The sequence below is a fragment of the Frigoribacterium sp. VKM Ac-2836 genome, assembly GCF_013248995.1.
Taxonomy (GTDB): domain Bacteria; phylum Actinomycetota; class Actinomycetes; order Actinomycetales; family Microbacteriaceae; genus Frigoribacterium.
The window spans coordinates 163,975-186,284 of the sequence record NZ_JABRPK010000004.1; the positions used below are offsets into that span (position 1 = coordinate 163,975).

The 22,310-nt window shown below is 69.0% G+C and carries 22 protein-coding genes; 19 read left to right on the forward strand and 3 right to left on the reverse strand.

What is annotated here, in order from left to right:
• The first annotated feature begins 89 nt into the window (after positions 1-89).
• Positions 90-1,172, forward strand: coding sequence for an aldo/keto reductase (locus HRF36_RS13365; protein WP_371740177.1), 1,083 nt, complete (start codon positions 90-92; stop codon positions 1,170-1,172).
• A 93-nt stretch (positions 1,173-1,265) separates the two neighbouring features.
• Here the strand turns inward: HRF36_RS13365 and HRF36_RS13370 are convergent, their stop codons facing one another.
• Positions 1,266-1,880: a TetR/AcrR family transcriptional regulator gene (locus HRF36_RS13370; RefSeq protein WP_173210663.1), complete on the reverse strand. Its 615-nt coding sequence runs from the start codon at positions 1,878-1,880 to the stop codon at positions 1,266-1,268.
• Between the two features lie 252 nt (positions 1,881-2,132).
• Between HRF36_RS13370 and HRF36_RS13375 the strand changes: the two genes are divergently transcribed.
• Together HRF36_RS13375 and HRF36_RS13380 are read left to right on the forward strand one after the other, a co-directional pair.
• Positions 2,133-3,491, forward strand: coding sequence for a pitrilysin family protein (locus tag HRF36_RS13375; protein WP_173210665.1), 1,359 nt, complete (start codon positions 2,133-2,135; stop codon positions 3,489-3,491).
• 14 nt (positions 3,492-3,505) lie between these two features.
• Complete coding sequence (locus tag HRF36_RS13380) at positions 3,506-4,108, forward strand: histidine phosphatase family protein (RefSeq protein WP_173210772.1); 603 nt, start codon at positions 3,506-3,508, stop codon at positions 4,106-4,108.
• Positions 4,109-4,130: 22 nt separating this feature from the next.
• Here the strand turns inward: HRF36_RS13380 and HRF36_RS13385 are convergent, their stop codons facing one another.
• Entirely contained in the window at positions 4,131-4,664 is a 534-nt protein-coding gene (locus tag HRF36_RS13385) for an N-acetyltransferase (RefSeq protein WP_173210667.1), read from the reverse strand.
• A 59-nt stretch (positions 4,665-4,723) separates the two neighbouring features.
• On the opposite strand from HRF36_RS13385, the gene dapB reads away from it, so the two are divergent.
• Complete coding sequence (dapB, locus tag HRF36_RS13390; protein ID WP_173210669.1) at positions 4,724-5,458, forward strand: 4-hydroxy-tetrahydrodipicolinate reductase; 735 nt, start codon at positions 4,724-4,726, stop codon at positions 5,456-5,458.
• Positions 5,455-5,898, forward strand: a complete 444-nt coding sequence (locus HRF36_RS13395; protein ID WP_371740179.1) for a tetratricopeptide repeat protein — start codon at positions 5,455-5,457, stop codon at positions 5,896-5,898. The genes dapB and HRF36_RS13395 overlap by 4 nt, the downstream gene beginning before the upstream one ends.
• A 27-nt stretch (positions 5,899-5,925) precedes the next feature.
• On the opposite strand, the gene HRF36_RS13400 is transcribed toward HRF36_RS13395, so the two are convergent.
• Positions 5,926-6,831: a TIGR01777 family oxidoreductase gene (locus HRF36_RS13400; RefSeq protein WP_173210671.1), complete on the reverse strand. Its 906-nt coding sequence runs from the start codon at positions 6,829-6,831 to the stop codon at positions 5,926-5,928.
• A 91-nt stretch (positions 6,832-6,922) separates the two neighbouring features.
• On the opposite strand from HRF36_RS13400, the gene thyX reads away from it, so the two are divergent.
• The 14 genes from thyX to miaB all read left to right on the forward strand — a co-directional run bounded on the left by thyX (position 6,923) and on the right by miaB (position 22,310).
• The gene (gene thyX, locus HRF36_RS13405; RefSeq protein ID WP_371740181.1) at positions 6,923-7,690 is read left to right on the forward strand and encodes an FAD-dependent thymidylate synthase; all 768 of its coding nucleotides are present in this window, start codon (positions 6,923-6,925) and stop codon (positions 7,688-7,690) included.
• Positions 7,691-7,783: 93 nt separating this feature from the next.
• Positions 7,784-8,761, forward strand: a complete 978-nt coding sequence (gene dapA / locus HRF36_RS13410; RefSeq protein ID WP_173210675.1) for a 4-hydroxy-tetrahydrodipicolinate synthase — start codon at positions 7,784-7,786, stop codon at positions 8,759-8,761.
• Between the two features lie 83 nt (positions 8,762-8,844).
• Positions 8,845-10,521 (forward strand): ribonuclease J, encoded by a 1,677-nt coding sequence (locus HRF36_RS13415; RefSeq protein ID WP_173210677.1) that lies wholly within the window; start codon positions 8,845-8,847, stop codon positions 10,519-10,521.
• A 192-nt stretch (positions 10,522-10,713) separates the two neighbouring features.
• Complete coding sequence (locus tag HRF36_RS13420; RefSeq protein ID WP_371740183.1) at positions 10,714-11,739, forward strand: HlyD family efflux transporter periplasmic adaptor subunit; 1,026 nt, start codon at positions 10,714-10,716, stop codon at positions 11,737-11,739.
• A complete protein-coding gene (locus HRF36_RS13425) occupies positions 11,739-12,500 on the forward strand; it encodes an ABC transporter ATP-binding protein (protein ID WP_173210681.1) in 762 nt (253 codons plus the stop codon). Before HRF36_RS13420 ends, HRF36_RS13425 begins: the two co-directional genes overlap by 1 nt.
• Positions 12,497-13,714 carry an ABC transporter permease gene (locus HRF36_RS13430; protein WP_173210683.1) on the forward strand — a complete coding sequence of 406 codons (1,218 nt, stop codon included), beginning with the start codon at positions 12,497-12,499 and terminating at the stop codon, positions 13,712-13,714. The genes HRF36_RS13425 and HRF36_RS13430 overlap by 4 nt, the downstream gene beginning before the upstream one ends.
• A 54-nt stretch (positions 13,715-13,768) precedes the next feature.
• Positions 13,769-16,627 (forward strand): DNA translocase FtsK, encoded by a 2,859-nt coding sequence (locus HRF36_RS13435; protein ID WP_173210685.1) that lies wholly within the window; start codon positions 13,769-13,771, stop codon positions 16,625-16,627.
• Positions 16,628-16,630: 3 nt separating this feature from the next.
• On the forward strand, positions 16,631-17,278 hold the full coding sequence (gene pgsA, locus HRF36_RS13440) for a CDP-diacylglycerol--glycerol-3-phosphate 3-phosphatidyltransferase (RefSeq protein ID WP_173210687.1): 648 nt from the start codon (positions 16,631-16,633) through the stop codon (positions 17,276-17,278).
• Entirely contained in the window at positions 17,275-17,766 is a 492-nt protein-coding gene (locus HRF36_RS13445; protein WP_173210689.1) for a nicotinamide-nucleotide amidohydrolase family protein, read from the forward strand. The genes pgsA and HRF36_RS13445 overlap by 4 nt, the downstream gene beginning before the upstream one ends.
• A 151-nt stretch (positions 17,767-17,917) precedes the next feature.
• On the forward strand, positions 17,918-18,226 hold the full coding sequence (locus HRF36_RS13450; RefSeq protein WP_043596680.1) for a helix-turn-helix domain-containing protein: 309 nt from the start codon (positions 17,918-17,920) through the stop codon (positions 18,224-18,226).
• A gap of 70 nt (positions 18,227-18,296) precedes the next feature.
• Positions 18,297-18,521 (forward strand): DUF3046 domain-containing protein, encoded by a 225-nt coding sequence (locus tag HRF36_RS13455; RefSeq protein ID WP_173210691.1) that lies wholly within the window; start codon positions 18,297-18,299, stop codon positions 18,519-18,521.
• Between the two features lie 294 nt (positions 18,522-18,815).
• Positions 18,816-19,877, forward strand: a complete 1,062-nt coding sequence (gene recA / locus HRF36_RS13460) for a recombinase RecA (RefSeq protein WP_173210693.1) — start codon at positions 18,816-18,818, stop codon at positions 19,875-19,877.
• Positions 19,878-20,257: 380 nt separating this feature from the next.
• Complete coding sequence (locus tag HRF36_RS13465) at positions 20,258-20,695, forward strand: regulatory protein RecX (protein WP_173210695.1); 438 nt, start codon at positions 20,258-20,260, stop codon at positions 20,693-20,695.
• A 37-nt stretch (positions 20,696-20,732) separates the two neighbouring features.
• Positions 20,733-22,310 carry a tRNA (N6-isopentenyl adenosine(37)-C2)-methylthiotransferase MiaB gene (gene miaB, locus HRF36_RS13470; protein ID WP_173210697.1) on the forward strand — a complete coding sequence of 526 codons (1,578 nt, stop codon included), beginning with the start codon at positions 20,733-20,735 and terminating at the stop codon, positions 22,308-22,310.

Genomic DNA, 22,310 nt, shown 5'->3' on the forward strand with positions numbered 1-22,310 from the left:
GTGGTCGTATTCTTGACCGTGGAGAGCGAACCATACCCCATGCGGTCGCACAGAGGCGCATCGGGGGTTCGCGACGAGAAGGGGACGGCGTGACCGAGACGACGGCGGAGCTCGCCCGTTCAGCCACGTCCGACTTCGCCGGTGCCGCAGCCGTCGCTGCTGCTGCTGCCCGTGCCGCGGCCGTGGCTGCTGCTGCCGCTGCCCGCGCCTCCGCCGCTCAGCCCACCGTGCCCGTCGACCTCGGCATCATCCAGCCTCGGCGGCGTCTCGGCGTCTCCGATCTCAAGGTCTTCCCCCTGGCCCTCGGTGGCAACGTCTTCGGGTGGACGGCCGACCAGGCCGAGACGACCTCTGTGCTCGACGCCTATTTCGACCTCGGGGGCAACTTCGTCGACACCGCCGACTCGTACGCAGGCGGCCGCAGCGAGATCATGATCGGTTCCTGGATGCGTACCCGTCGATCACGCGACGACATGGTCGTGTCCACCAAGGTGGGCAAGAGCGCCGACAACCCCGGCCTGACCCCGCGGGCGATCGAGCGGGCCGTCGATGCCTCGCTCGAACGCCTCGGCACCGACCGCATCGACCTGCTGTACCTCCACGTGGACGACACCGAGGTGGCGTTCGAGCGCACCCTCCTGGCGGTGGATCATCTCATCAGGGTCGGGAAGGTCCGCTGGTTCGGGGGGTCCCACCACTCGGGCAATCGCCTCTACGAGGCGCGCATCGCGGCGGGCATGCTCGGCATCGCCCCGATGGTGGCACTGCAGAACCAGTACAACCTGCTCGACCGTGTCGAGTACGAGAAGGGCCTGTCGCACGTCGCCGCACAGCAGCGTCTCGCCGTCATGCCGCGCTTCGCCCTCGCCAGCGGATTCCTCACGGGCAAGTACCGTTCGCGCTCCGACCTCGCGCACAGCCCGAGGCGTCGGGTGCTGGCGAAGTACCTGTCCAAGAGGGGCCTGAAGGTCGTGCACGAACTCGACCGCATCGCGTCCGTCCACGAGGTATCGAGCGCCGCCATCGCGCTCGCCTGGCTGCTCGCCAAGCCGAACGTCGTCGCGCCGGTGGCCAGCGCCACGAACGCGAAGCAGGTCTACGAGCTCGCCCAGGCCGCGCGGGTCCAGCTCACTCGAAACCAGGTACTCGACCTCGATCGCGCTTCGGCCTGATCGCCGGGCGAAGGGGCCGTCCGGTCGCCGGTCGCCCGTAGGGCTCCGCCGAGGCGGTGGTGACCTCTGCCTCCGATGTGCTCGCTCGGTGACTCAGGCGGCGAGCAGGCGTTCGGCCGTCCTTCGCAGGGAGGCTGCCGAGGCGATCGCGTCGCCGGCGTACGCGCCCACCTGGGCGCCGTCGAGGGCCAGCACGAGATCGTCGGCGGCATCGCCCGGCAGGGGATGACCCGCCGCCTTGAAGAGGGAGACCATCTCGCCCGTCAGCCACTCACGGTGCTCCGAGATGGCGAGGCGCACGGGGTGGGTCGGGTCGCTGAACTCCGACGCCGCGTTCGCGAAGGCCGAGCCTCGGAACGACACCGACTGCAGGCGACCGACCACGGCGTCGAGGTAGGCGACGAGGGTTGCTCGACCCCCGTCGTGGGCTTCGGCCAAGGCCGCCAGCTCGGAGGCCTCCAGGTCGTGGCGACCGGCGAGGTACTCGAGCACGAGTGTGTCCTTGGCGCCGAAGTGCTTGTAGAACGTCGCCTTGGTCACCGAGGACTCGGCGATCAGGCGATCGACACCCACGACGCGAACGCCTTCGTCGTAGAAGAGGCGATCGGCGGTCGTGAGGACACGGGACCGAGCACCGGGAACGGGTGAGTCGGCACGGGGGCGGCCAGGGAGACGCTGGACGGCCGGTTGGGGGGAATCGACCGTCACAGCGTGGCTCCTTGGGACGTCTCGGCTTGAAGCCGCGTGGGGGGACGCGCGCTCCGGACCTTCTGGCGACGTCCGATCAGCCGCCGACGACGACCGTCAGGGGGTCGAGTCGACGTCGGTGAGTACAGACTAACATCGATGAGGACAAACAGAGTTGTCTGTTTGTCCTCCTGATCGTCCCCCAGTTCGGGTGGCAGTCCCCCTGGAGCGACTCACGGACGACTGCAGGGGAGGTCGCCTAGGCTCGACGTGATGAACGGCCCTGTCTCCTTCCCCCTCGACGAGGTCGAGATCTCATTCCGCGCCACGGGCGACGCGCTCGTGAGGCGCACCGTCCTGCCCTTTGGCGTCCGAGTCCTGAGCGAGCGCATGCCCGGGGCTCGCAGCACGACCATCGGTCTCTGGGTGGCGGTCGGTTCTCGCGACGAGTCCGACGCCGAACGTGGCTCGACGCACTTCCTCGAACACCTCCTCTTCAAGGGCACGTCGATGCGCTCAGCCCTCGACATCGCGGTGTCGTTCGAGTCGGTGGGCGGCGAGCACAACGCGGCCACCGCCAAGGAGTACACCTGCTACTACGCCAGGGTGCGCGACGTCGACCTCGATGACGCGATCGACGTGCTCACCGACATGGTGACCTCCTCGACCCTCGATCCGCTCGAGTTCGAGACCGAGCGTGGCGTCATCCTCGAAGAGCTCGCCATGGCCGACGACGATCCCGCCGACATGGCCGGGGAGCGCCTCTTCGAGTCGGTCTTCGGCGATCACCCGCTCGGGCGTCCGATCGGCGGCTCGCCCGACAGCATCCGTGCTGCGACCCGTGACGACGTCGACCGGCACTACCGGGCGAACTACCGTCCCCAAGACCTCGTCGTGTCGATCGCCGGTGCCGTCGACCACGATCGTGCCCTCGACCGGTTGACGGCGGCACTCGATCGGGCCGGATGGCCCACCGCCGCGGCGGCGCCCGTGCCTCGTCGCGACGACACGCCCGTCGAACTGGTCGCGGGCGAACCGCTGCAGGTGATCCGGCGACCCCTCGAGCAGGCCACCGTGCTCCTCGGCCTGCCGGGCATTTCCGTCGGCGACGACGCCCGACCCGCATTGGCCGTCCTCAACTCGGTGCTCGGCGGCGGAATGTCGTCCCGGCTGTTCCAAGAGATCCGTGAGCGCCGTGGTCTCGCCTACTCGGTCTACTCCTTCGCCCCGAGCTACTCGGACGCCGGTCTCTTCGGCCTCTACGCCGGGTGCACCCCTGCCAACGCCGGTGACGTCGCGCGTCTCATGCTCGACGAGCTCACCCGTCTCGCCACCGACGGCATCACCGACGACGAGCGCCGCCGGGCTCTCGGCCAACTCGGGGGCGCTGCGGCCCTCGCCCTCGAGGACAGCGACACCCGCATGAACCGCCTCGGTCGAGCCGAGATCTCGACGGGCGAGTTCGTCGACCTCGACACCTCACTCGGTCGGGTCGAGGCGGTGACGTCCGACGACGTGCGCTCGTTGGCCACCCGGCTGCTCTCCGGCCCGCTGTCCACCGTCGTCGTCGGCGAGGTCGACGAGACGACCTTCCCCGTCCCGACGGCGACGTCGGGTGCGATCCCTCGATGAACCAGGAGACGACGGTGTCCCACTACCTCTACCTCGTCCGGCACGGCGAACAGCAGGACGCCGAGCACGGGCTGCCCGACGGTCCCCTCAGCGAACGGGGCAAGCGCCAGGTGCGCCTCCTCGCCGAGCGCCTCGGCGGCGTCCCGTTCGACGCGGCCTGGCATTCCCCGCTCGAGCGTGCCGAAGAGACGGCTGCCATCATGACCGAGCGCATGCCGGCGCTCGAGTCGCAACCGTCGACCCTGTTGTTCGACTGCGTGCCGTCCGGGCCGACGCCCGACATGCCGTCGTCCTACAAGCCGTTCTTCGGCGGTGTGACCGACGAGCAGATCGAGGCCGGACAGGCACAGATGGCCGACGCCGTCGCCGAGTGGCTCACCCCGGCCCGAGAGGATCGTCACGACCTGCTCATGACGCACAACTTCGTGATCGGCTGGTTCGTCCGCGAGGTGTTCGGAGCTCCCGACTGGCGCTGGATGGGCGTCAACCAGGCCAACGCCGGGCTGACCATCATCCGGGTGCGATCGGCCAAACCGCCCGAACTCGTGACGCACAACGACCTCGGTCACCTTCCGGTCGAGCTCCGTACGGGGTTGCCCGTCGAACAGCCCTTCTGACGCCGACTGCCCCCCGGCCGGCTCATCGCCCGGCCGTGCCGGTCTCCGTTCCACCCGTGACGGCCTTGCCGTACCAGGTCGTGGCGTTGGGGTTCGCGTTGTAGGGCTCGATCGTCGTGTACCCCGCGCTGCGATAGAGGCCTCCGGCCGCCGCCAGGCTGTCGTTGGTGTCGAGCACGATCTCGTCGGCGCCGAACGCGGCCGCCCGGCGTTCGAGCTCGTCGAGCAATGCCCGGCCGAGCCCCTGTGCCCGACCGGTGGGACGCACGTAGAGGTGCTTGACCTCGTACCGCACCGCGCCCGAGGCCGAGGGCGCGATGAGTCGGATGCCTCCGCACGCGCGAGGTCCGGACGCGGCGCCGGAGTCCGGGCCCGCCGGACCGTCGTCGACGACGACGAACACCCCGGTCGGTGGCACGAACGCCGTCGCGTCGGGCAGGGTCGTCGTGTACCTGCCCTGGGCCGAGGGGAACGTGCTCTCACGCTCGGCGAAGTACTCGGTCAAAAGGGCAGCGGCGTCAGGGGAGGAGACGTCCGTCTCGCGGAACCGGGGCATGCCCACCATGGTAGGTCGCGGCACCGCCCCCGTCCGGTCGCCCCGGTAGGTTGGACGACATGACTTCCCGCATCGCCGTGGTGGGAGCCACCGGCACCCTCGGCTCGTTCATCGTCGATCTCGTCGAGCGCACGCCGGGGCTCGAACTGCACGCCGGTCTGTCGTCGCGCGACGACCTGGACGACGTCCTCGGGGCCGACCTGGTCATCGACGTCACGCATCCCGCGGTCAGTCCTCGGATCGTCGAGCACGTCGTCCGCGCGGGCATCCCGGTCCTCGTCGGCACCTCGGGATACAACGCCGAGCGGCTGGCCCGGCTCTCGACGGTGGTCGCCGACGCGGCCGGTCCCGGAGTCCTGGTGGTGCCGAACTTCTCGATCGGTTCGGTGCTCGCGACGAGGTTCGCGACCCTGGCGGCTCGTTTCTACGAGTCGGTCGAGATCGTCGAGGCCCACCACGAGGGCAAGGTCGATTCGCCCTCGGGAACGGCGGTACGCACGGCCGAGCTCATCGCCGAGGCTCGTCGTGACCTCGGACCGGTGTCGGCTCCGCACGCCGACCAGCGGGCCAGGGGGCAGCAGGTGGCGAGCGTGCCGGTGCACAGCATGCGTCTCCGTGGCGTCGTCGCCAAGCAAGAGGTCGTGTTCGGGGGCGAAGGCGAGACCCTCACGCTCACACACGACACGCTGTCGCAGCGTGCCTACGAGCAGGGCCTCCGCGTCGCGATAGCGGCTGCTCCACACATCACCGGGGTCGTCGTGGGCCTCGACGCCGTGCTCCCCCTCGAACCGTGAAGGGGCGCACCGCGGCGCTGGTGATGGCGCTCCTGCTGCTGCTCTACGTCGCTCTGGTCGGCCAGAGGGCCGTCTTGTTCATGTCGACCGGCGAGCCCGTGGCGATCGCGCTCGGTGTCGCACTGCTCGTGCTTCCCCTCCTGGGTCTCTTCGCTCTGGTGGTCGAACTGCGCTTCGGTCTGCGCACCCAAGAGATCGTCCGTCAGCTCACGGCCGAGGGCGGATTGCCGGTGGACGACGTGCCGCGCCGCGCCTCCGGTCGGTACGACCGCGAGGCGGCGGACGCCGCGTTCCCTGCGTACAAAGAGGCCGTCGAGTCCGCCCCCGACGACTGGCGCGCATGGTTCCGGCTCGGTCTGGCCTACGACGCCTGCGGCGATCGTCGGCGGGCCCGGCAGGCCCTCCGCTGGGCCGTCAAGCTGCGGCGCGAGACGACCTGAATCGACGGGGTCGGGTGCGGCGGACGGTCAGAGGGCGTCGACGAACGCCGACAGGGCGTCCTCGACCGTCCGGTGTCGGAACACGAAGCCGTCGCGTTCGAGGGCCTCGGGCACGACCTGCTGACTGGGCAGCAGCATCTCCCGGCCGGCTTCTTGCATGGCCGTCGAGATGACGACCTCGGGCACGCCCAACAAGTAGGGGCGGTGCAGGTCAGAGGCCAGGGTCCGCGTGACGAGGTCGCTCGTCGCCGGTGTGGGCCCGACCAGGTTCACGGGTCCCGCCACGGACGACGTGAGAAGATGCACGATCGCGGCGGCTTCGTCATGCAGGCTGATCCAGGGCCAGAACTGGTCGCCGGTGCCGAGTCGTGAACCGAACCCCAGCTTGGTCAGGGGCAGCAGCGGCTTGAGCGCGCCTCCTCCGGGTCCGATCACGATCCCGGTCCGCAGCGTGACCACGCGTGTGGCCTCCGGGGCCTTGTCGGCGGCGGCCTCCCAGGCGACGACGACGTCGCTGAGGAACCCCTCGCCCCGGCCGCTCGCCTCGGTCAACCGCTCGCCGGGACGGTCGCCGTAGACGCCGACGGCCGAGCCGCTGAGGAACGTCGCGGGTGCCTTCGAAGCCGCCCTCATGCCGTCGACCAGCGTCGACGTCGCGGCCAGGCGTGACTCGAGGATGTCGCGCTTGTACCCGGCCGTCCACGGCAGACGACCCAAGGAGGCGCCGGCCAGGTTCACGACGGCGTCCGCGCGGGCGATCAGGTCGTGGTCGACGATGCCGGCACTCGGGACCCAGGTGTACTCGTCCTCGGCGCGGGGTTCGTGACGGACCAGGGAGAGCGGACGGTGGCCGGCCGCACGCAGCTGGCGGGTCAGTTCGGACCCGATCATGCCGCTGGCGCCGGAGATCAGGACGGTGAGTGCGTCGGTCATGGGGACACCGTATTCCGGCCCGCTGGGGGAGCGGCCGCCGGACCGTCGCGGTCTTCTCCTCGACCTGGCCTGCCGAGGTAGAGTCGACGCCGTGTCCGAGACCGAAGCCAACCCCGCCGTGACCTCCTCCAAGACCCCCGAGTTCCGCTCCGACGTCACCGTCGAGCTCGTCCGCTCGAGTGCCCACGACTCCGACGTGTTGTTCGCGGCGCGCGTCTCGACCATGGGCGAGTTGACCCTCGACGGCGCGCAGGCGTCGGCCGACGGTGCCCAGGCGACCAAGGGCGCCGGTCTGATCAACTACCTGATGCGCGACCGCCACGGCTCGCCGTTCGAGCACAACTCGATGACCTTCTACGTGCAGGCGCCGATCTTCGTGTTCCGCGAGTTCATGCGGCATCGCATGGCCAGCTACAACGAAGAAAGCGGGCGCTACCGCGAGCTCAACCCCGTCTTCTACGTACCCGCCGCGACCCGCAACCTGCAGCAGGTCGGCAAGCCCGGCGCCTACGACTTCCTGCCCGGCACGCCCGAGCAGTCCGCTCTCGTCGACGAGGCCACCCGAGCCGCCTCGACCCAGGCGTTCGAGGCCTACCAGCGCATGCTCGACGCCGGCATCGCGCGCGAGGTCGCCCGCATCGTCCTGCCGTTGAACATCTACTCGTCCATGTACGTGACGGTCAACGCCCGGTCGTTGATGAACTTCCTCAGTCTGAGGACGAAGCGTGAGGGCACGCACTTCCCGTCGTTCCCGCAGCGCGAGATCGAGATGTGCGCCGAGAAGATGGAAGACCTCTGGGCCGAGCTCATGCCCCTGACCTACGCGGCCTTCGGGGCGAACGGGCGCGTCGCCCCCTGACGCCCGTCCTCGGGAGGGCCCCCGCGCCTCCCGGCCGGGGTGTCGAAGGCCCTTCGGGGGGCCGGCCCGACGCGAGACAGTACGCTGGAGGGCGTGTCGAACATCAACAACCCCTTCGGTCAGGTCCTCGTCGCCCTCGTGACGCCGTTCACCGCTGACGGCGAGGTCGACTGGCCGGCCGTCGAGAAGCACATCGACGACTGCATCAGCGCAGGGGCCGACGGCATCGTCGTCACCGGAACCACCGGCGAGACCAGCACGCTCACCGACCCCGAGAAGCTCCGTCTGGTCGAGGTGGGCAAGTCGGTTGCCGCCGGTCGGGCCAAGATCATCACGGGCGGCGGGTCGAACGAGACCGCACACGCCATCCAGCTCTACAAGGCGAGCGAGAAGGCCGGCGCCGATGGCGTCATGATCGTCACGCCGTACTACAACAAGCCCACGCAGGCCGGTGTGCTGACCCACTTCCGCATGATCGCCGACGCGACCGACCTGCCGGTCATCCTGTACGACATCCCCGGCCGCACCGGCATCCCGATCAAGTACGAGACGTTGCTGCGTGCCGCCAAGCACCCGAACATCGTCGCCGTGAAGGACGCCAAGGGCGACTTCGCCGAAGTCAGCCGCGTCCTCAACCAGACCGACCTGCTCTACTTCTCGGGCGACGACGCGAACGTGCTGCCGCACCTCGCCATCGGCGCCTCGGGCCTGATCGGCGTCACCGCGAACATCGCCGCGGCGCCCTACCGAACCATCGTCGACGCCGTGAACGCGGGCGACCTGCACACGGCGACCGAGGCGCACCAGATGCTCGAGCCTCTCGTCCGCGCTGTCATGACCCACGTGCCCGGCACCGTCGCGGCGAAGTACATCCTGCACGGCCTCGGTCGCATCTCGAGCCCGCGGGTCCGCCTTCCGCTGGTGGGCCCCGAAGACAGCGAGGCCGCCCTGATCGAAGACGAGCTGTCGCACGTCGGCTCCATCCCCGGTCTCGACCTCGGCCGCTTCCGGCCCGACCGCAACGCCGCTGCCGGTGGTGCACTGCCCAAGGTGCACGGCACGACACGCTGACCTCCTGATTCCCGCCGACGACGACGCCGGCCACAGACCTCCCGCACACCGGGGCACGAGCCCCACCTCAACCGAAGGACCAGATGCCCACGACAATCCACGCTCCCCGAGATCTCGCCCCCGGCACGCTCCGCGTGATCCCCGTCGGCGGACTCGGCGAGATCGGCCGCAACATGACGGTCTACGAGATCGACGGCAAGCTGCTGATCGTCGACTGCGGCGTGCTCTTCCCCGAAGAGCACCAGCCCGGAGTCGACCTGATCCTGCCCGACTTCTCACCGATCCGCGATCGCCTCGACGACATCCTGGCCGTCGTGCTCACGCACGGTCACGAAGACCACATCGGCGCCGTGCCCTACCTGCTGCGTCTGCGCAAGGACATCCCGCTGATCGGTTCGCAGCTGACGCTCGCGCTCATCGAGGCGAAGCTCAAAGAGCACCGGATCACCCCCTACACGCTCGCCGTGAAAGAGGGCGGGCGTGAGTCCCTCGGGCCGTACGACCTCGAGTTCATCGCGGTGAACCACTCGATCCCGGACGCCCTCGCGGTCGCCATCCGCACCTCGGCGGGCACCGTTCTGCACACCGGCGACTTCAAGATGGACCAGTTGCCGCTCGACGACCGCATCACCGACCTGCGTGCGTTCGCTCGCCTCGGTGAAGAGGGCGTCGACCTGTTCCTGCCCGACTCGACGAACGCCGACGTGCCCGGGTTCACGGCACTCGAACGTGACATCGGGCCCGTGCTCGACGACGTCATCCGCCGGGCTCCCCGCCGCGTGGTCGTCGCGAGCTTCTCCAGCCACGTGCACCGCGTCCAGCAGGTGCTCGACGCCGCGCACGCCAACGGGCGTCGCGTCGCGTTCATGGGGCGCTCGATGGTCCGCAACATGGGTATCGCGGCCGACCTGGGCTACCTCAAGGTGCCGGACGGGGTCCTGATCGACGCCAAGAAGGCCAAAGACCTGCCCGACGACCGCATCGTGTACATGAGCACGGGATCACAGGGCGAGCCGATGGCCGTCCTCGCCCGCATGGCGAACCTCGAACACCAGATCGAGATCGGCGCCGACGACACGATCATCCTCGCGTCGAGCTTGATCCCCGGCAACGAGAACGCGGTCTACCGAGTCATCGACGGTCTCACGAAGCTCGGGGCCAAGGTCGTCCACAAGGGCAATGCCAAGGTGCACGTCTCGGGCCACGCCTCGGCCGGCGAGTTGCTCTACTGCTACAACATCCTCCGGCCGAAGAACGTCATGCCCGTCCACGGCGAGCACCGTCACCTCTATGCGAACGCGGCGCTGGCCGTTCGGACCGGCGTGCCGCAGAAGAACACCATCCTGGGTGAGGACGGCATCGTCGTCGATCTGCGCGACGGCGTCGCGAAGGTCGTCGGGCAGCTCGACATCGGCTACGTCTACGTCGACGGCTCGACCGTCGGCGAGATCACCGACGCCGACCTGAAGGACCGTCGCATCCTCAGCGAAGAAGGCTTCATCTCGGTCTTCATCGCCATGGACGCGTCCACGGGCCGTGTCGTCGTCGGGCCCGAGATCCAGTCGCGCGGATTCGCCGAGGACGAGAGGGTCTTCGACGCCGTCAAACCGAAGATCATCGCCGCCCTCACCGAGGCCGCCGAGAACGGCACGCGCGACACGCACGCCTTCAGCCAGGTCGTACGTCGCACGGTCGGCCGCTGGGTCAACACGCAGCACCGTCGTCGTCCGATGATCGTGCCGGTGGTCATCAGCGCCTGAGACACGCAGGCTCACGACGACGGCCCGCGGGGGAGACTCCGCGGGCCGTCGTCGTGTCCGTCCGGATGGGCGGCTCCGCGGAGCGCGGCGAGAAGAAATACGGCTCCCGGTCATCCTCAGGGGTGAGGCGGCGGTGTCCGGGGTCTCACTACGCTGATGTCTGACACGTCAGTACATCGACCGGGGGTAGCCGTGCGCATCGCCAAAGTCTGGGTCTTCCCGATCCTCCGCATCCTGATCTTCGTCGCCATCGCGGCGGCACTCGTAAAGCTCGCGTTCTTCGCGGTACCTGCGGCCGGCGATGACACGGTCGCCGTCCCGACCGGCGAACTCGTCGAACCGCAGGTCGCCGTCGCCGTCGGCACGATCACCAACGACGTGGTCGTCGACGCCACGGTTGTGGCCGACCCCGCGACACCCGTACCCGCGACGCTCGCGGGCACGGTCACCGGCGTAGACGTCGTCAAAGGGCAGGCGGTCGCTGCGGGGGACCGGCTCGCCACCCTCCGGTCCGAGACACCGCAAGAGCCGCTCGTGGCCGCCGACGGCACGGTGACAGAACGCAAGCCGATCGTCAAGACGGCAGTCATCACGGCACCCGTCGCAGGGACTGTCACATCGGTGGCCGTCATCAAAGACCAGACGGTCGTCGTGGGCGACGCGGTCGCGCAGGTCGCGCCTCCCACGTTCCACGTGACGGGCTCCCTCGCCGCGGCCCAGCTGTATCGGCTCGTCAGTCGGCCGACCGAGGGTTCCGTCTCGATCACCGGAGGGCCGGCACCCTTCCCGTGCACGGCGCTCAGCGTCGGGGGCAGCCCCGCCGCGCCCACCGGAACGGACGGCGGCGCGGACGCCACCTCCACCCCGGCGGGGGACTCCTCGGGTCAGAGCGTCTCCTGCGTCGTCCCGGGCGACGTCACCGTGTTCGGCGGTCTCGCCGCCAAGCTGACGATCCCGGCAGGAGTAGCCACCGACGTGCTCACCGTGCCCCTCACCGCCGTCGAGGGCGCCGCGGGCAAGGGTGTCGTCTCGGTCGTCGGGGCCGACGGTTCCGCCGAGAAACGCGAGGTCACGCTCGGCATCAACGACGGCACGACCGTCGAGGTCACGGACGGTCTGGCCGAGGGCGACCTGGTGCTCGAGTTCGTCCCGGGGGCCGCCGCGGCGCCGCAGGGCGACTGCGTCGACCCCGCCACGGGTGCGGACCTCTGCAGCTGATGGCCCTGATCAGGCTCGAGGCGGTCACCAAGACGGTGCCCCTCGCCGACGACCAGACCCTGGACATCCTCACGGGCGTAGACCTCGAGGTGGGTGCCGGCGAGCACGTCAGCATCGTCGGGCGCTCGGGATCGGGCAAGTCCACGCTACTCAACATCCTCGGCCTCATCGACGAGCCCACGACGGGGACGCATTGGTTCGACGACGTCGACGTGCGCTCGATCCGGCGAGGTCGACGTGATCGACTGAGAGGTGCCCAGGTCGGGTTCATCTTCCAGCAGTTCAACCTGTTGCAGGGACGCACGGCCCTCGAGAACGTCATGACCCCCCTCCTGTACTCCTCGGGCACCGAGTTCTGGCGCCGCCGATCCATCGCGGGCGAGATCCTCGAGCGCGTCGGCCTCGGCCACCGGGCCGATTCGATGCCTCACCGCCTGTCCGGCGGCGAGCAGCAGCGCGTGGCCATCGCGCGCTCGCTGGTCCGTCGGCCGCGCGTCATCCTCGCCGACGAACCCACCGGCGCGCTCGACGTCGAGACCGGCGCCGGGGTGATGACCCTGCTCGACGGGATCGCCACCGAGAACGAGGCCGCCCTGGTCACGATCACCCACGATCTCGCGGTCGCGGCCCGAGCCTCGAGGCACTACGAGCTCGACGCCGGTGTCCTCTCGGCGGCGGTCGACGGCGCTCTCGGAACACCGACGCCGACGTCGCCACCCGCTTCGTCGACGTCCTCCCTCGTGGGCGAGGTCGACGCGTGAGGCGCGCGCTGGCCGACGTGGTGGGTGCCTTCGCCGAGGCCTGGGCCGAACTGCGGGTCAACAAGCTCCGGGTGTTGCTCAGCCTGATCGGGGTGGCCGTCGCCGTCGCGGCCCTGACCGGCGTGGTCGCCCTCGGCGGGCTCGCCGAGCAGTCGTCTCGCGAGAACGCCGAACGGTTCGGCGGGCGTCCCGCGAACTACTCCGTCAGCGCGTACTCGAACGGTGCCACCTCACCGAGCGCCCAGGCGATCCAGGACGCCTTCACCACGACGACGGCGCGTTACGGCATCGAGCAGACGAGTCGGGTGGTCTACGGCAACCGTGCCGTCCAGCTGCCCGACGGCGTGACCGAGGTCGCAGCCGTCACGGTCGACGTCCCCTATGGCGAGATGCACCGGGTGGTGATGACCGAGGGGTCGTGGTTCAGCGATGCCGACGCGTTGCGGCTCGCACCGCCCGTCATCGTCAACGAGGTGCTCTGGCGGCAGCTCGGCTCGCCACCGTTGTCGTCGCATCCGACCGTGCTCGTGCGCGGGTCCGACTCCGTGACGCTCGTCGTCACGGGCGTCTCGGCCTCGTCCGAGTACGACGGCCCGCAGATGTACCTGCTGCCGATACCCGAGTACGACCTCGCCTTGGCGACGTACGGCGTCGAGACCCCGCAGTACGAGATGTGGCTTCCACCCGAGACCAGCGACGCCTTGAGTGCCCAGGTGGCATCCGACATGAGCGCCTCTCTCGGTGACGACGTGCAGGTCGATGTCTCACGGCAGGACTACGCGGCAGGCGGCGATGCCGACCCGTTCGGCCCCATCAAGCTGATCATCACCGGAGTCGGCGTGTTGGTGTTGCTTCTCGGCGGTCTCGGCTTGGTCAACATCGCCCTCGTCACCGTCCGTCAACGCATCCGCGAGATCGGCGTGCGTCGATCGTTCGGGGCCACGGCCCCTCGGGTCTTCTTCTCCGTCATGCTCGAGAGCGTCGTCGGCACGGTCGTGGCGGGGGTCGTCGGTGTCATGGTGGCCGTCCTCGTCGTCGAGAATCCGACGGTGCAGGGCTACATCGCCCAGGGTGCCGTCAGCGACCTTCCACCGTTCCCCGTCGAAGCGGCACTGATCGGTCTGGCGTCGGCCACGATGATCGGGGCCGTGGCCGGTCTCCTGCCGGCGCTCGTGGCGATTCGTGTGAAGGTGATCGACGCCATCCGCTACTGACACACACCGGACGGCCTCCGGCCACTGTCGGTGCTGAGAGGTACCTTGGAGCCCATGGCCACGCCCACCAAGTCGACTGCGCGCGCGCGTTCGTCGTCGCGAGCGTCGCAGACCTCCGGCGCCACGAAGGCGACCAAGAAGCTGCCCGCACCCCGCCAGCCCGACCCGGTCCGCGAGGGCCCCGGTCCGTTCGTCGCGGCATGGATGGGCCTCGCGCACCTCACCGGTGGCGCATTCCGCCTGCTCGGCAAAGAGTCGCTCGCCAAGGACGAGCGACGGGACGGCGTGCCGTTCCTGCTCGTGCTGCTCGCGATCGCCGGTGCCGTGGTCGAATGGCTGAACCCGACCAGCCCCGTCGCCGTCGGGTTCGACGCATACACGTTCGGCGGGCTCGTGGGGCGTGTCGCCTACGCCCTGCCCGTCATAATGATCCTCTTCGCGGGCTGGCTCTTCCGGCACCCGGCGTCCGTTCACGACAACACCCGCATCGGCATCGGACTCGGGCTCTCCATCGTCTCCATCAGTGCCCTGTGCCACATCTTCGGCGGACAACCCGACGCCGCGGCCGGGCTCCGAGCCCTCGCCACGGGTGGCGGCGTGCTGGGGTGGGTCGTCGCCTCCTGGCTGCTCGCCCTCGCCACCGAGTGGGTCGCGGTCCCACTGGTCGTCGTCCTGTTGGCCTTCTCGCTGCTCATCATCACCAAGACCCCGCCGAACCGCATCCACCGACGGCTCGGCGAGCTCTACGCGTACCTGTTCGGTGAGACGACCTCGGCCTCGGCCGGGGCCGAGGCCGATCCTGACCTGGTGGACGTCGCCGAGTCCGACTCGTTGCCCTGGTGGCGTCGCAACAAAGACCAGCGCGAAGACGACCCGGCGTACGACACCCCGTTGGTGAGCGCGGGCGAGACCTCACCGACCGAGACGCTCGGTCGCCGGCGCCGCAAGAAGCCCGTGTTCGAGGCAGGCGTCCACGACTCGGACACCGGTGCCGCCGAGGCCGGGTCCGCCGGGTTCGGTGCCACCGGGAGCGGTGTGCCACAGACCGCTCCGACCGACATCTTCTCAGCCGACCTCCTCGGCGAGCTCGATCGGGCCGAGGACGCCGTGCGGGCTCAGGGATTCGAGGTCCCGCCCGTCCAGCCGACCGCGTCGACCACGGTCATCCCGGCCGTGCCGGCAGAACCCGTGGGCGAGAGCGACGCGGCCGCCGACTTCCTCGCGGTCGACCCCGACGAACCCGCACCGCCCTCGCTCGACGCGGTCGACGACGGCGTCGAGAGTGCTCCGTACCGTCTTCCCGCTGTCTCGAGCCTGTCGGTGGGAGAACCCGCCAAGGCGCGCAGCGAGGCAAACGACGCGATCGTGGCCGCGATCAGCCTGGTCCTCGATCAGTTCAACGTCGACGCCAAGGTGACCGGCCTCAAGCGCGGTCCGACCGTCACGCGCTACGAGATCGAGCTCGGCCCCGGCGTCAAGGTCGAGCGGGTCACCGCCCTGACCAAGAACCTGGCCTACGCGGTGGCCTCCAACGAGGTCCGCATCCTGTCGCCGATCCCCGGCAAGAGTGCGATCGGCGTCGAGATCCCCAACACCGACAAAGAGATCGTCGCGCTGGGCGACGTGCTGCGATCCTCGGCGGCGAGCAAGAGCGTCCACCCGCTCACGATCGGCGTCGGCAAAGACGTCGAAGGTGGTTACGTCGTGGCCAACCTGGCCAAGATGCCTCACCTCCTCGTGGCCGGCGCGACCGGTTCGGGTAAGTCGAGCTTCATCAACTCGATGATCACCTCGTTGTTGATGCGGGCCAAGCCCACCGACGTGCGCATGGTGCTCATCGATCCCAAGCGCGTCGAACTCTCGATCTACGCCGGCGTCCCGCATCTCATCACACCCATCATCACCAATCCCAAGAAGGCCGCCGAAGCCCTGCAGTGGGTCGTCAAAGAGATGGACATGAGGTACGACGACCTCGCCAGCTTCGGCTTCCGCCACATCGACGACTTCAACCGCGCCGTCGTCGGCGGAGAGATCGTGCTCCCGCAGGGCAGCCAGCGAAAGCTCAAGCCCTACCCCTACCTGCTCGTGGTGGTCGACGAGCTGGCCGACCTCATGATGGTGGCGCCTCGCGACGTCGAGGACAGCATCGTCCGCATCACCCAGCTCGCCCGGGCCTCCGGAATCCACCTCGTCCTCGCGACACAACGGCCGTCGGTCGATGTCGTCACGGGGCTCATCAAGGCCAACGTGCCCTCGCGCTTCGCCTTCGCCGTCTCGAGCGTCACCGACTCCCGGGTCATCCTCGACCAGCCCGGGGCCGACAAGCTCATCGGTCAGGGCGACGGGCTCTTCCTGCCCATGGGGGCCTCCAAGGCCATGCGCGTGCAGGGGGCCTGGGTTCAAGAGAACGAGATCGCCCAGGTCGTCGCCCACGTCACGCGTCAGGCACGTCCCGACTACCGCCCCGACGTCGCCGCAGTGGTCGAGAAGCGAGAGATCGACGGCGACATCGGTGACGATCTCGAGTTGCTGCTCGCCGCCGCCGAGCTGGTCGTCAGCACGCAGTTCGGCTCGACGTCGATGCTGCAGCGCAAGCTCCGGGTGGGCTTCGCCAAAGCGGGCCGCCTCATGGACCTCATGGAGTCCCGAGACATCGTCGGCCCCTCCGAGGGATCCAAGGCTCGCGACGTGCTCGTCACCACCGAGCAGCTACCGGGCGTGCTGGCCAAGCTGCGCGGAGGCGACGCAGCGACCGAGTCCGCCGCTGGTCGTGCCTCCTCGGGTGCTGCCTCCGCCCAGCGGGTCGAGTCGGGGGACTACGACGACGATCCTGTCGAGGCCATGACCCGCGGCTACGCGGAAGACGACGACGCCGGCAGCGAAGACGCCTGGCACCTGACGGGCAGGGACTAGACCATGAGCCATCACGAGGCCTCCGACCCCGTCGCCCCACGCCCGGCCTCCTCGTTCCGCGGTCGCTTCGCGTCGAAGGGTCCGGGTCCCGCCAGCACGGCGAACATCGCGAACGTGATCACGGTGGTGCGCATCCTGATGGCGCCGGTGTTCATCGCCTGGCTGCTGATCGACGACGGGGCGGACGGCTCGCTCCGCGTCTGGGCCGCGGCACTCTTCGTCGTGGCGATCCTCACTGACAGCCTGGACGGCATGCTCGCGCGTGGTCTCGACCTCGTCACCGACTTCGGCAAGATCGTCGACCCGATCGCCGACAAGGTGTTGATCGGCGGGGCACTCGTGTCGCTGACCATCCTCGGCGAGCTGCCGTGGTGGGTCACCGCTTTGATCCTCGTCCGTGAGATCGGCATCACCGTCTACCGGTTCGCCGTCCTGCGCGACCGCGTGATCCCGGCGTCCCGCGGCGGCAAGATCAAGACCGTGCTGCAGGCCGTCGCGGTGACGTCGGCACTCTTCCCTCTCTGGAACGTCTTCGGCGAGGGCATGCACTGGGTCAACGGCGTGCTCATGACAGCGGCCACGGTCGCCACCCTCCTCTCCGGCGCGGACTACATGCGCGTGGCGCTCAGGCACGGCAAGGCCGACGCGTGACGCTGGCGGCGGACGTCGTGGCCCAGCTGACGCGCCGACGTCTGACGATCGCCGTGGCGGAGTCCCTCACCGGGGGTGCCCTGGTCTCCGAGCTCGTGTCCGTGCCGGGTGCCTCGGCCGTCGTCCGGGGCGGGGTGGTCGCCTACCAGACCGAGCTCAAGCACACCCTGCTCGGGGTCGACGCGAATCTGCTCGCGCGCCATGGACCGGTGCATCCCGACGTGGCGGCGTCCATGGCTACCGGGGTCCGCGACCGGCTCGCAGTCGACGGGCACCCCGTCGACATCGGTCTCGCCACCACCGGCGTCGCCGGCCCCGACCCGCAGGGCGGGCACGGTCCCGGCACCGTCTTCGTCGGTCTGGCGGTCCCCGGCGAGGTCCGTGTCGTCGAGCTCGCTCTCTCCGGTGACCGGCAAGCCATCCGATCCGGCACGGTCTCCGAATCCCTGGCGATGCTCGACCGGTGGCTCGCCGAGGCACGGGAATAGCCCGGGTTTCGGTCTCGTTACAACTCTCGAGTTCACAACAGGTGCACAGTCCCCGATGGCTACAGTCGTGGTCAGTCGGTCCGAGCACCACTCGTCGTCCCCCATCTGAAACCATCCCGTCAGATGGGTCGTCCCCGAAGGAGGGTCCCCCATGGTCCTGGTACGTCAAGAAATCGGCGACGTCCTTCGTGACTTCCGCCTGCAGAAGGGTCGTACGCTCCGCCAGGTCGCGAGCAAGGCGAGCGTCGCCCTCGGCTACCTCAGCGAGGTCGAACGGGGCCAGAAAGAGGCGAGCTCCGAGATCCTGGCCTCCGTCGCCGATGCCCTCGAGACCCCCATCTCGGTCATCATGCGAGAGGTCGGCGACCGCATGGCCGTCATCGAGGGGCTCAACCCCATCCCCGACACCCTGCCGGACGACCTCGTCGCCGAGTTCGACTCCGACCTCGCGGTCCGCTGAGCGGCCCGCATCGCTCCGAACGCCCCCGGCTCACGCCGGGGGCGTTCCTCGTTCGAGGTACCCTCGTCTGATGCGAAAGAGCGAGTTCGCCCGAGCCGTCGAGGACGAGTTCGGAGAAGCTTACGGCCGGGTGCTCATCCGAGACCTGGTCATCCAGTCGCTCGGTGACCGGACCGCCGACCAAGCCATCGCCCAGGGCGAGTCGCCTCGCGACGTGTGGCTGGCGCTCTGCGAGGCCGAGGGCGTCCCGGTCTCCCGTCGTCACGGTGTCGGGCTGCCCGAACCGACGAGCTGAGGCGTCGCTCGCTCGCGTGTGTGTTCGACACGCCGAGACCGATGGGTCGAACACGTGTTCGGACGGATGGTAGCGTCCTCCACAAGGACGTAGACGATCGAGTTCTGCACGTCGGGCCGCCACCGCCACCGCGATGTCGGAGGTGGCCCGTAGCGTTTCTCGCATCGACGTCCCGCGTCACCGGCACATGCCGGCGACACCAGCCTTGTCGTAGCGACGACGACCCTGCACCACCGGTCGGCGTCGACGCGACAGCCTATAGGCGCACGGACGACCACCACGAAGGAGAACGACATGCCCTCAGCCGAAAACCGCGAGAAGGCCCTCGAGACGGCTCTCGCCCAGATCGACCGACAGTTCGGCAAGGGCGCCGTCATGCGCCTCGGCAGCGACGAACGTGCTCCTGTGGCGGTGATCCCGACCGGCTCGATCGCCCTCGACGTCGCTCTCGGCATCGGTGGCATCCCCCGCGGCCGCATCGTCGAGATCTACGGTCCGGAGTCCTCGGGTAAGACGACCCTGACCTTGCACGCCATCGCCAACGCCCAGCGCAACGGCGGAATCGCCGCCTTCATCGACGCCGAGCACGCTCTCGACCCCGAGTACGCCAAGAAGCTCGGCGTCGACATCGACGCCCTGCTCGTGTCACAGCCCGACACCGGCGAGCAGGCGCTCGAGATCGCCGACATGCTCGTCCGTTCGGGGTCGATCGACCTCGTCGTCATCGACTCTGTCGCCGCCCTCGTGCCGCGTGCCGAGATCGAGGGCGAGATGGGTGACTCGCACGTCGGCCTGCAGGCTCGACTCATGTCCCAGGCCCTGCGCAAGTTGACCGGTGGACTCAGCCAGACCGGCACGACCATGATCTTCATCAACCAGCTACGCGAGAAGATCGGGGTCTTCTTCGGCAGCCCCGAGACCACGGCCGGTGGCAAGGCGCTCAAGTTCTACGCGTCCGTCCGCCTCGACATCCGGCGCATCGAGACGCTGAAAGACGGTACCGATGCGGTCGGCAACCGCACCCGCGTCAAGGTCGTCAAGAACAAGATGGCGCCGCCCTTCAAGCAGGCCGAGTTCGACATCCTCTACGGCGTGGGCATCTCGCGCGAGGGCAGCTTGATCGACTTCGGTGTCGAGCACGGCATCGTGCGCAAGTCCGGTGCCTGGTACACCTACGACGGCGACCAGCTCGGCCAGGGAAAAGAGAACTCGCGCAACTTCCTCATCAAGAACGCCGCCATCGCGCAAGAGATCGAGCAGAAGATCCTCGCCAAGCTCGGAGTCGGTGGCGTGAAGCCCGTCGAAGCGCCCGTGGAGTCGATCGAGGCGAAGATCGCCGCTCGAAAGGGCGCATGACCTCGCACGACGACGACGCCCCGGTGTCGGGTCCGTCCGATGAGGACGCCGACACCGGGCGACTCGCGCCCGTCACGCGCCTGTTCGGCGGCGAACGTGATTCACGGGACGCCGAGGCGACGGGCAGGTCGTCATCGCCTGATGGTTTGGCTCAGGGTGCCGAGGCCGTACTGACGGCCATCAGTGCCCATTGGGGCGAGCGATCAGCAGTCTCGGCTTCCGAGGCCGGCCATCCTTCCGTTCGGGCTTCACGGGCCGGGGCCGCTGGCCGACCCAAGGCGTCCGGTCTGGGCGATGAGCCGGACGACGGGCCCGAAGACCTCGAGGCGCAGCAGCGGCGCGCCGAGAACGTCAGTCTGCATGCCCTCTCGCGTCGAGGCGTGTCCTCTCACGAGATGGAGAAGCTCCTGCTCTCACGCGACCTCGACGCGTCGGTCGTGGCCGACGAGATCGCGCGACTCGAGAGGGTCGGTCTGCTCGACGACACCGAACTGGCCGCCATGCTGATCCGATCGAAGCAAGAGCGCAAAGGTCTCGGCCGGGGTGCCGTGACGTCCGAACTACGGGCCCGGGGCATCGACCCGTCGGTCATCGACGAGGCCCTGTCCGACACCGACGACGACGAAGAGCAAGAACGGGCCGACGAGTGGGCACGCAAGCGGGCCGGCTCGTTGCGCGGCCTCGACCGCGAGACCGCCGAGCGCCGTCTCAACGGGTACCTGATGCGTCGGGGGTACCGTTCCGAGGTCGTGCGCCGTGCGATCGAGAAGGCCCTACCCCGTGGGGGCAGCGGCCGAGGCGGTGTGCGCTTCGAGTGACCGTCTCATGGGTGGTGTCGATCTACACTGAATCACCATGACGACGGTCGCCACCCCTCCTGACCTCTCGCCCGTCGATGACCGGGCCCGTACCTACGAAGTGCGCACCTTCGGGTGTCAGATGAACGTCCACGACTCGGAGCGTCTCAGTGGTTCGCTCGAGGCGGCCGGTTACGTCCCCGCCGACGGGGCCGAGGCAGACATCGTCGTCATCAACACCTGTGCGGTCCGAGAGAACGCCGACAAGAAGTTGTACGGGACGCTGGGCACGCTCGCGGGTCGGAAGAAGAAGCACGAAGGTATGCAGATCGCCGTCGGCGGGTGCCTGGCCCAGAAAGACAAGGCCGTCATCCTCGACAAGGCTCCCTGGGTCGACGTGGTCTTCGGCACGCACAACATGGGTGCCCTGCCCACACTGCTCGAACGAGCACGCCACAACGACGAGGCCCAGCTCGAGATCCTCGAGTCCCTCGACGTGTTCCCCTCGACCCTGCCGACCAAACGCGACTCGACCCACAGCGGTTGGGTCTCCATCTCGGTCGGCTGCAACAACACCTGCACCTTCTGCATCGTGCCGTCACTCCGGGGCAAGGAGAAAGACCGCCGACCCGGCGACATCCTGGCCGAGGTTCAGGCATTGGTCGACGACGGTGCCGTCGAGGTGACGCTGCTGGGGCAGAACGTCAACTCGTACGGTGTCGAGTTCGGTGACCGCTTCGCCTTCGGCAAGTTGCTGCGTGCCGTCGGAACGATCTCCGGGCTCGAACGGATTCGGTTCACGAGCCCCCACCCGGCGTCCTTCACCGATGACGTCATCGCCGCGATGGCCGAGACCCCCGCGGTCATGCCGCAGTTGCACATGCCCCTGCAGTCGGGTTCCGACCGAGTGCTGCGAGCCATGCGGCGCAGCTACCGTAGCGAGAGATTCCTCGGCATCATCGACCGTGTGCGTTCGGCCATGCCAGAGGCCGCCATCAGCACGGACATCATCGTCGGTTTCCCTGGCGAGACCGAAGAGGACTTCGCCGAGACCCTCCGGGTGGTGGAGCAATCGCGGTTCGCGTCCGCGTTCACCTTCCAGTACTCGGTACGCCCCGGGACGCCCGCGGGCGAGATGGCCGACCAGATCCCGAAGGCCGTCGTGCAAGAACGGTTCGAGCGGCTCACGGCCCTGCAGGACCGCATCTCCGCCGAAGAGAACCGTCGGCAGATCGGCCGGACGGTCGAGGTTCTCGTGGCCACCGACGAGGGCAGGAAGGACGCCTCCACCCACCGTCTGTCGGGGCGTGCGGAAGACAGTCGTCTCGTCCACTTCGAGGTCCCGACGGCGCGCCCGGTTCCGCGCCCCGGCGATGTCGTCCGCGTGCGGGTCACCGACGCCGCGCCGTTCTACCTCCTCGCCGATGCGGTCGACGGCCTGGAGCCCGTGTACGAAGTCCGTCGCACGCGCGCGGGTGACGCCTGGGACGCCGCGCAGGCCACCTCGTGCGGGGCGCCGTCCGAGTCCGGCGCGACCCGCGCCTCCTCGGGTCGACCCTCGAGGGTGAGCCTCGGTCTGCCCACGCTGCGGGTGGCGACGACTCCCATCTACAGCACGACCGACGACCTCCGCTGA

What these genes read in the sequence shown, in the direction of transcription:
- HRF36_RS13375 (WP_173210665.1), top strand. Translation starts at nt 2,133, where the DNA reads ATGAACGGCCCTGTCTCCTTCCCCCTCGACGAGGTCGAGATCTCATTC.
- HRF36_RS13385 (WP_173210667.1), bottom strand. Translation starts at nt 4,664, where the DNA reads ATGCCCCGGTTCCGCGAGACGGACGTCTCCTCCCCTGACGCCGCTGCC.
- dapB (WP_173210669.1), top strand. Translation starts at nt 4,724, where the DNA reads ATGACTTCCCGCATCGCCGTGGTGGGAGCCACCGGCACCCTCGGCTCG.
- HRF36_RS13400 (WP_173210671.1), bottom strand. Translation starts at nt 6,831, where the DNA reads ATGACCGACGCACTCACCGTCCTGATCTCCGGCGCCAGCGGCATGATC.
- HRF36_RS13415 (WP_173210677.1), top strand. Translation starts at nt 8,845, where the DNA reads ATGCCCACGACAATCCACGCTCCCCGAGATCTCGCCCCCGGCACGCTC.
- HRF36_RS13425 (WP_173210681.1), top strand. Translation starts at nt 11,739, where the DNA reads ATGGCCCTGATCAGGCTCGAGGCGGTCACCAAGACGGTGCCCCTCGCC.
- HRF36_RS13435 (WP_173210685.1), top strand. Translation starts at nt 13,769, where the DNA reads ATGGCCACGCCCACCAAGTCGACTGCGCGCGCGCGTTCGTCGTCGCGA.
- pgsA (WP_173210687.1), top strand. Translation starts at nt 16,631, where the DNA reads ATGAGCCATCACGAGGCCTCCGACCCCGTCGCCCCACGCCCGGCCTCC.
- HRF36_RS13450 (WP_043596680.1), top strand. Translation starts at nt 17,918, where the DNA reads ATGGTCCTGGTACGTCAAGAAATCGGCGACGTCCTTCGTGACTTCCGC.
- HRF36_RS13455 (WP_173210691.1), top strand. Translation starts at nt 18,297, where the DNA reads ATGCGAAAGAGCGAGTTCGCCCGAGCCGTCGAGGACGAGTTCGGAGAA.
- recA (WP_173210693.1), top strand. Translation starts at nt 18,816, where the DNA reads ATGCCCTCAGCCGAAAACCGCGAGAAGGCCCTCGAGACGGCTCTCGCC.
- miaB (WP_173210697.1), top strand. Translation starts at nt 20,733, where the DNA reads ATGACGACGGTCGCCACCCCTCCTGACCTCTCGCCCGTCGATGACCGG.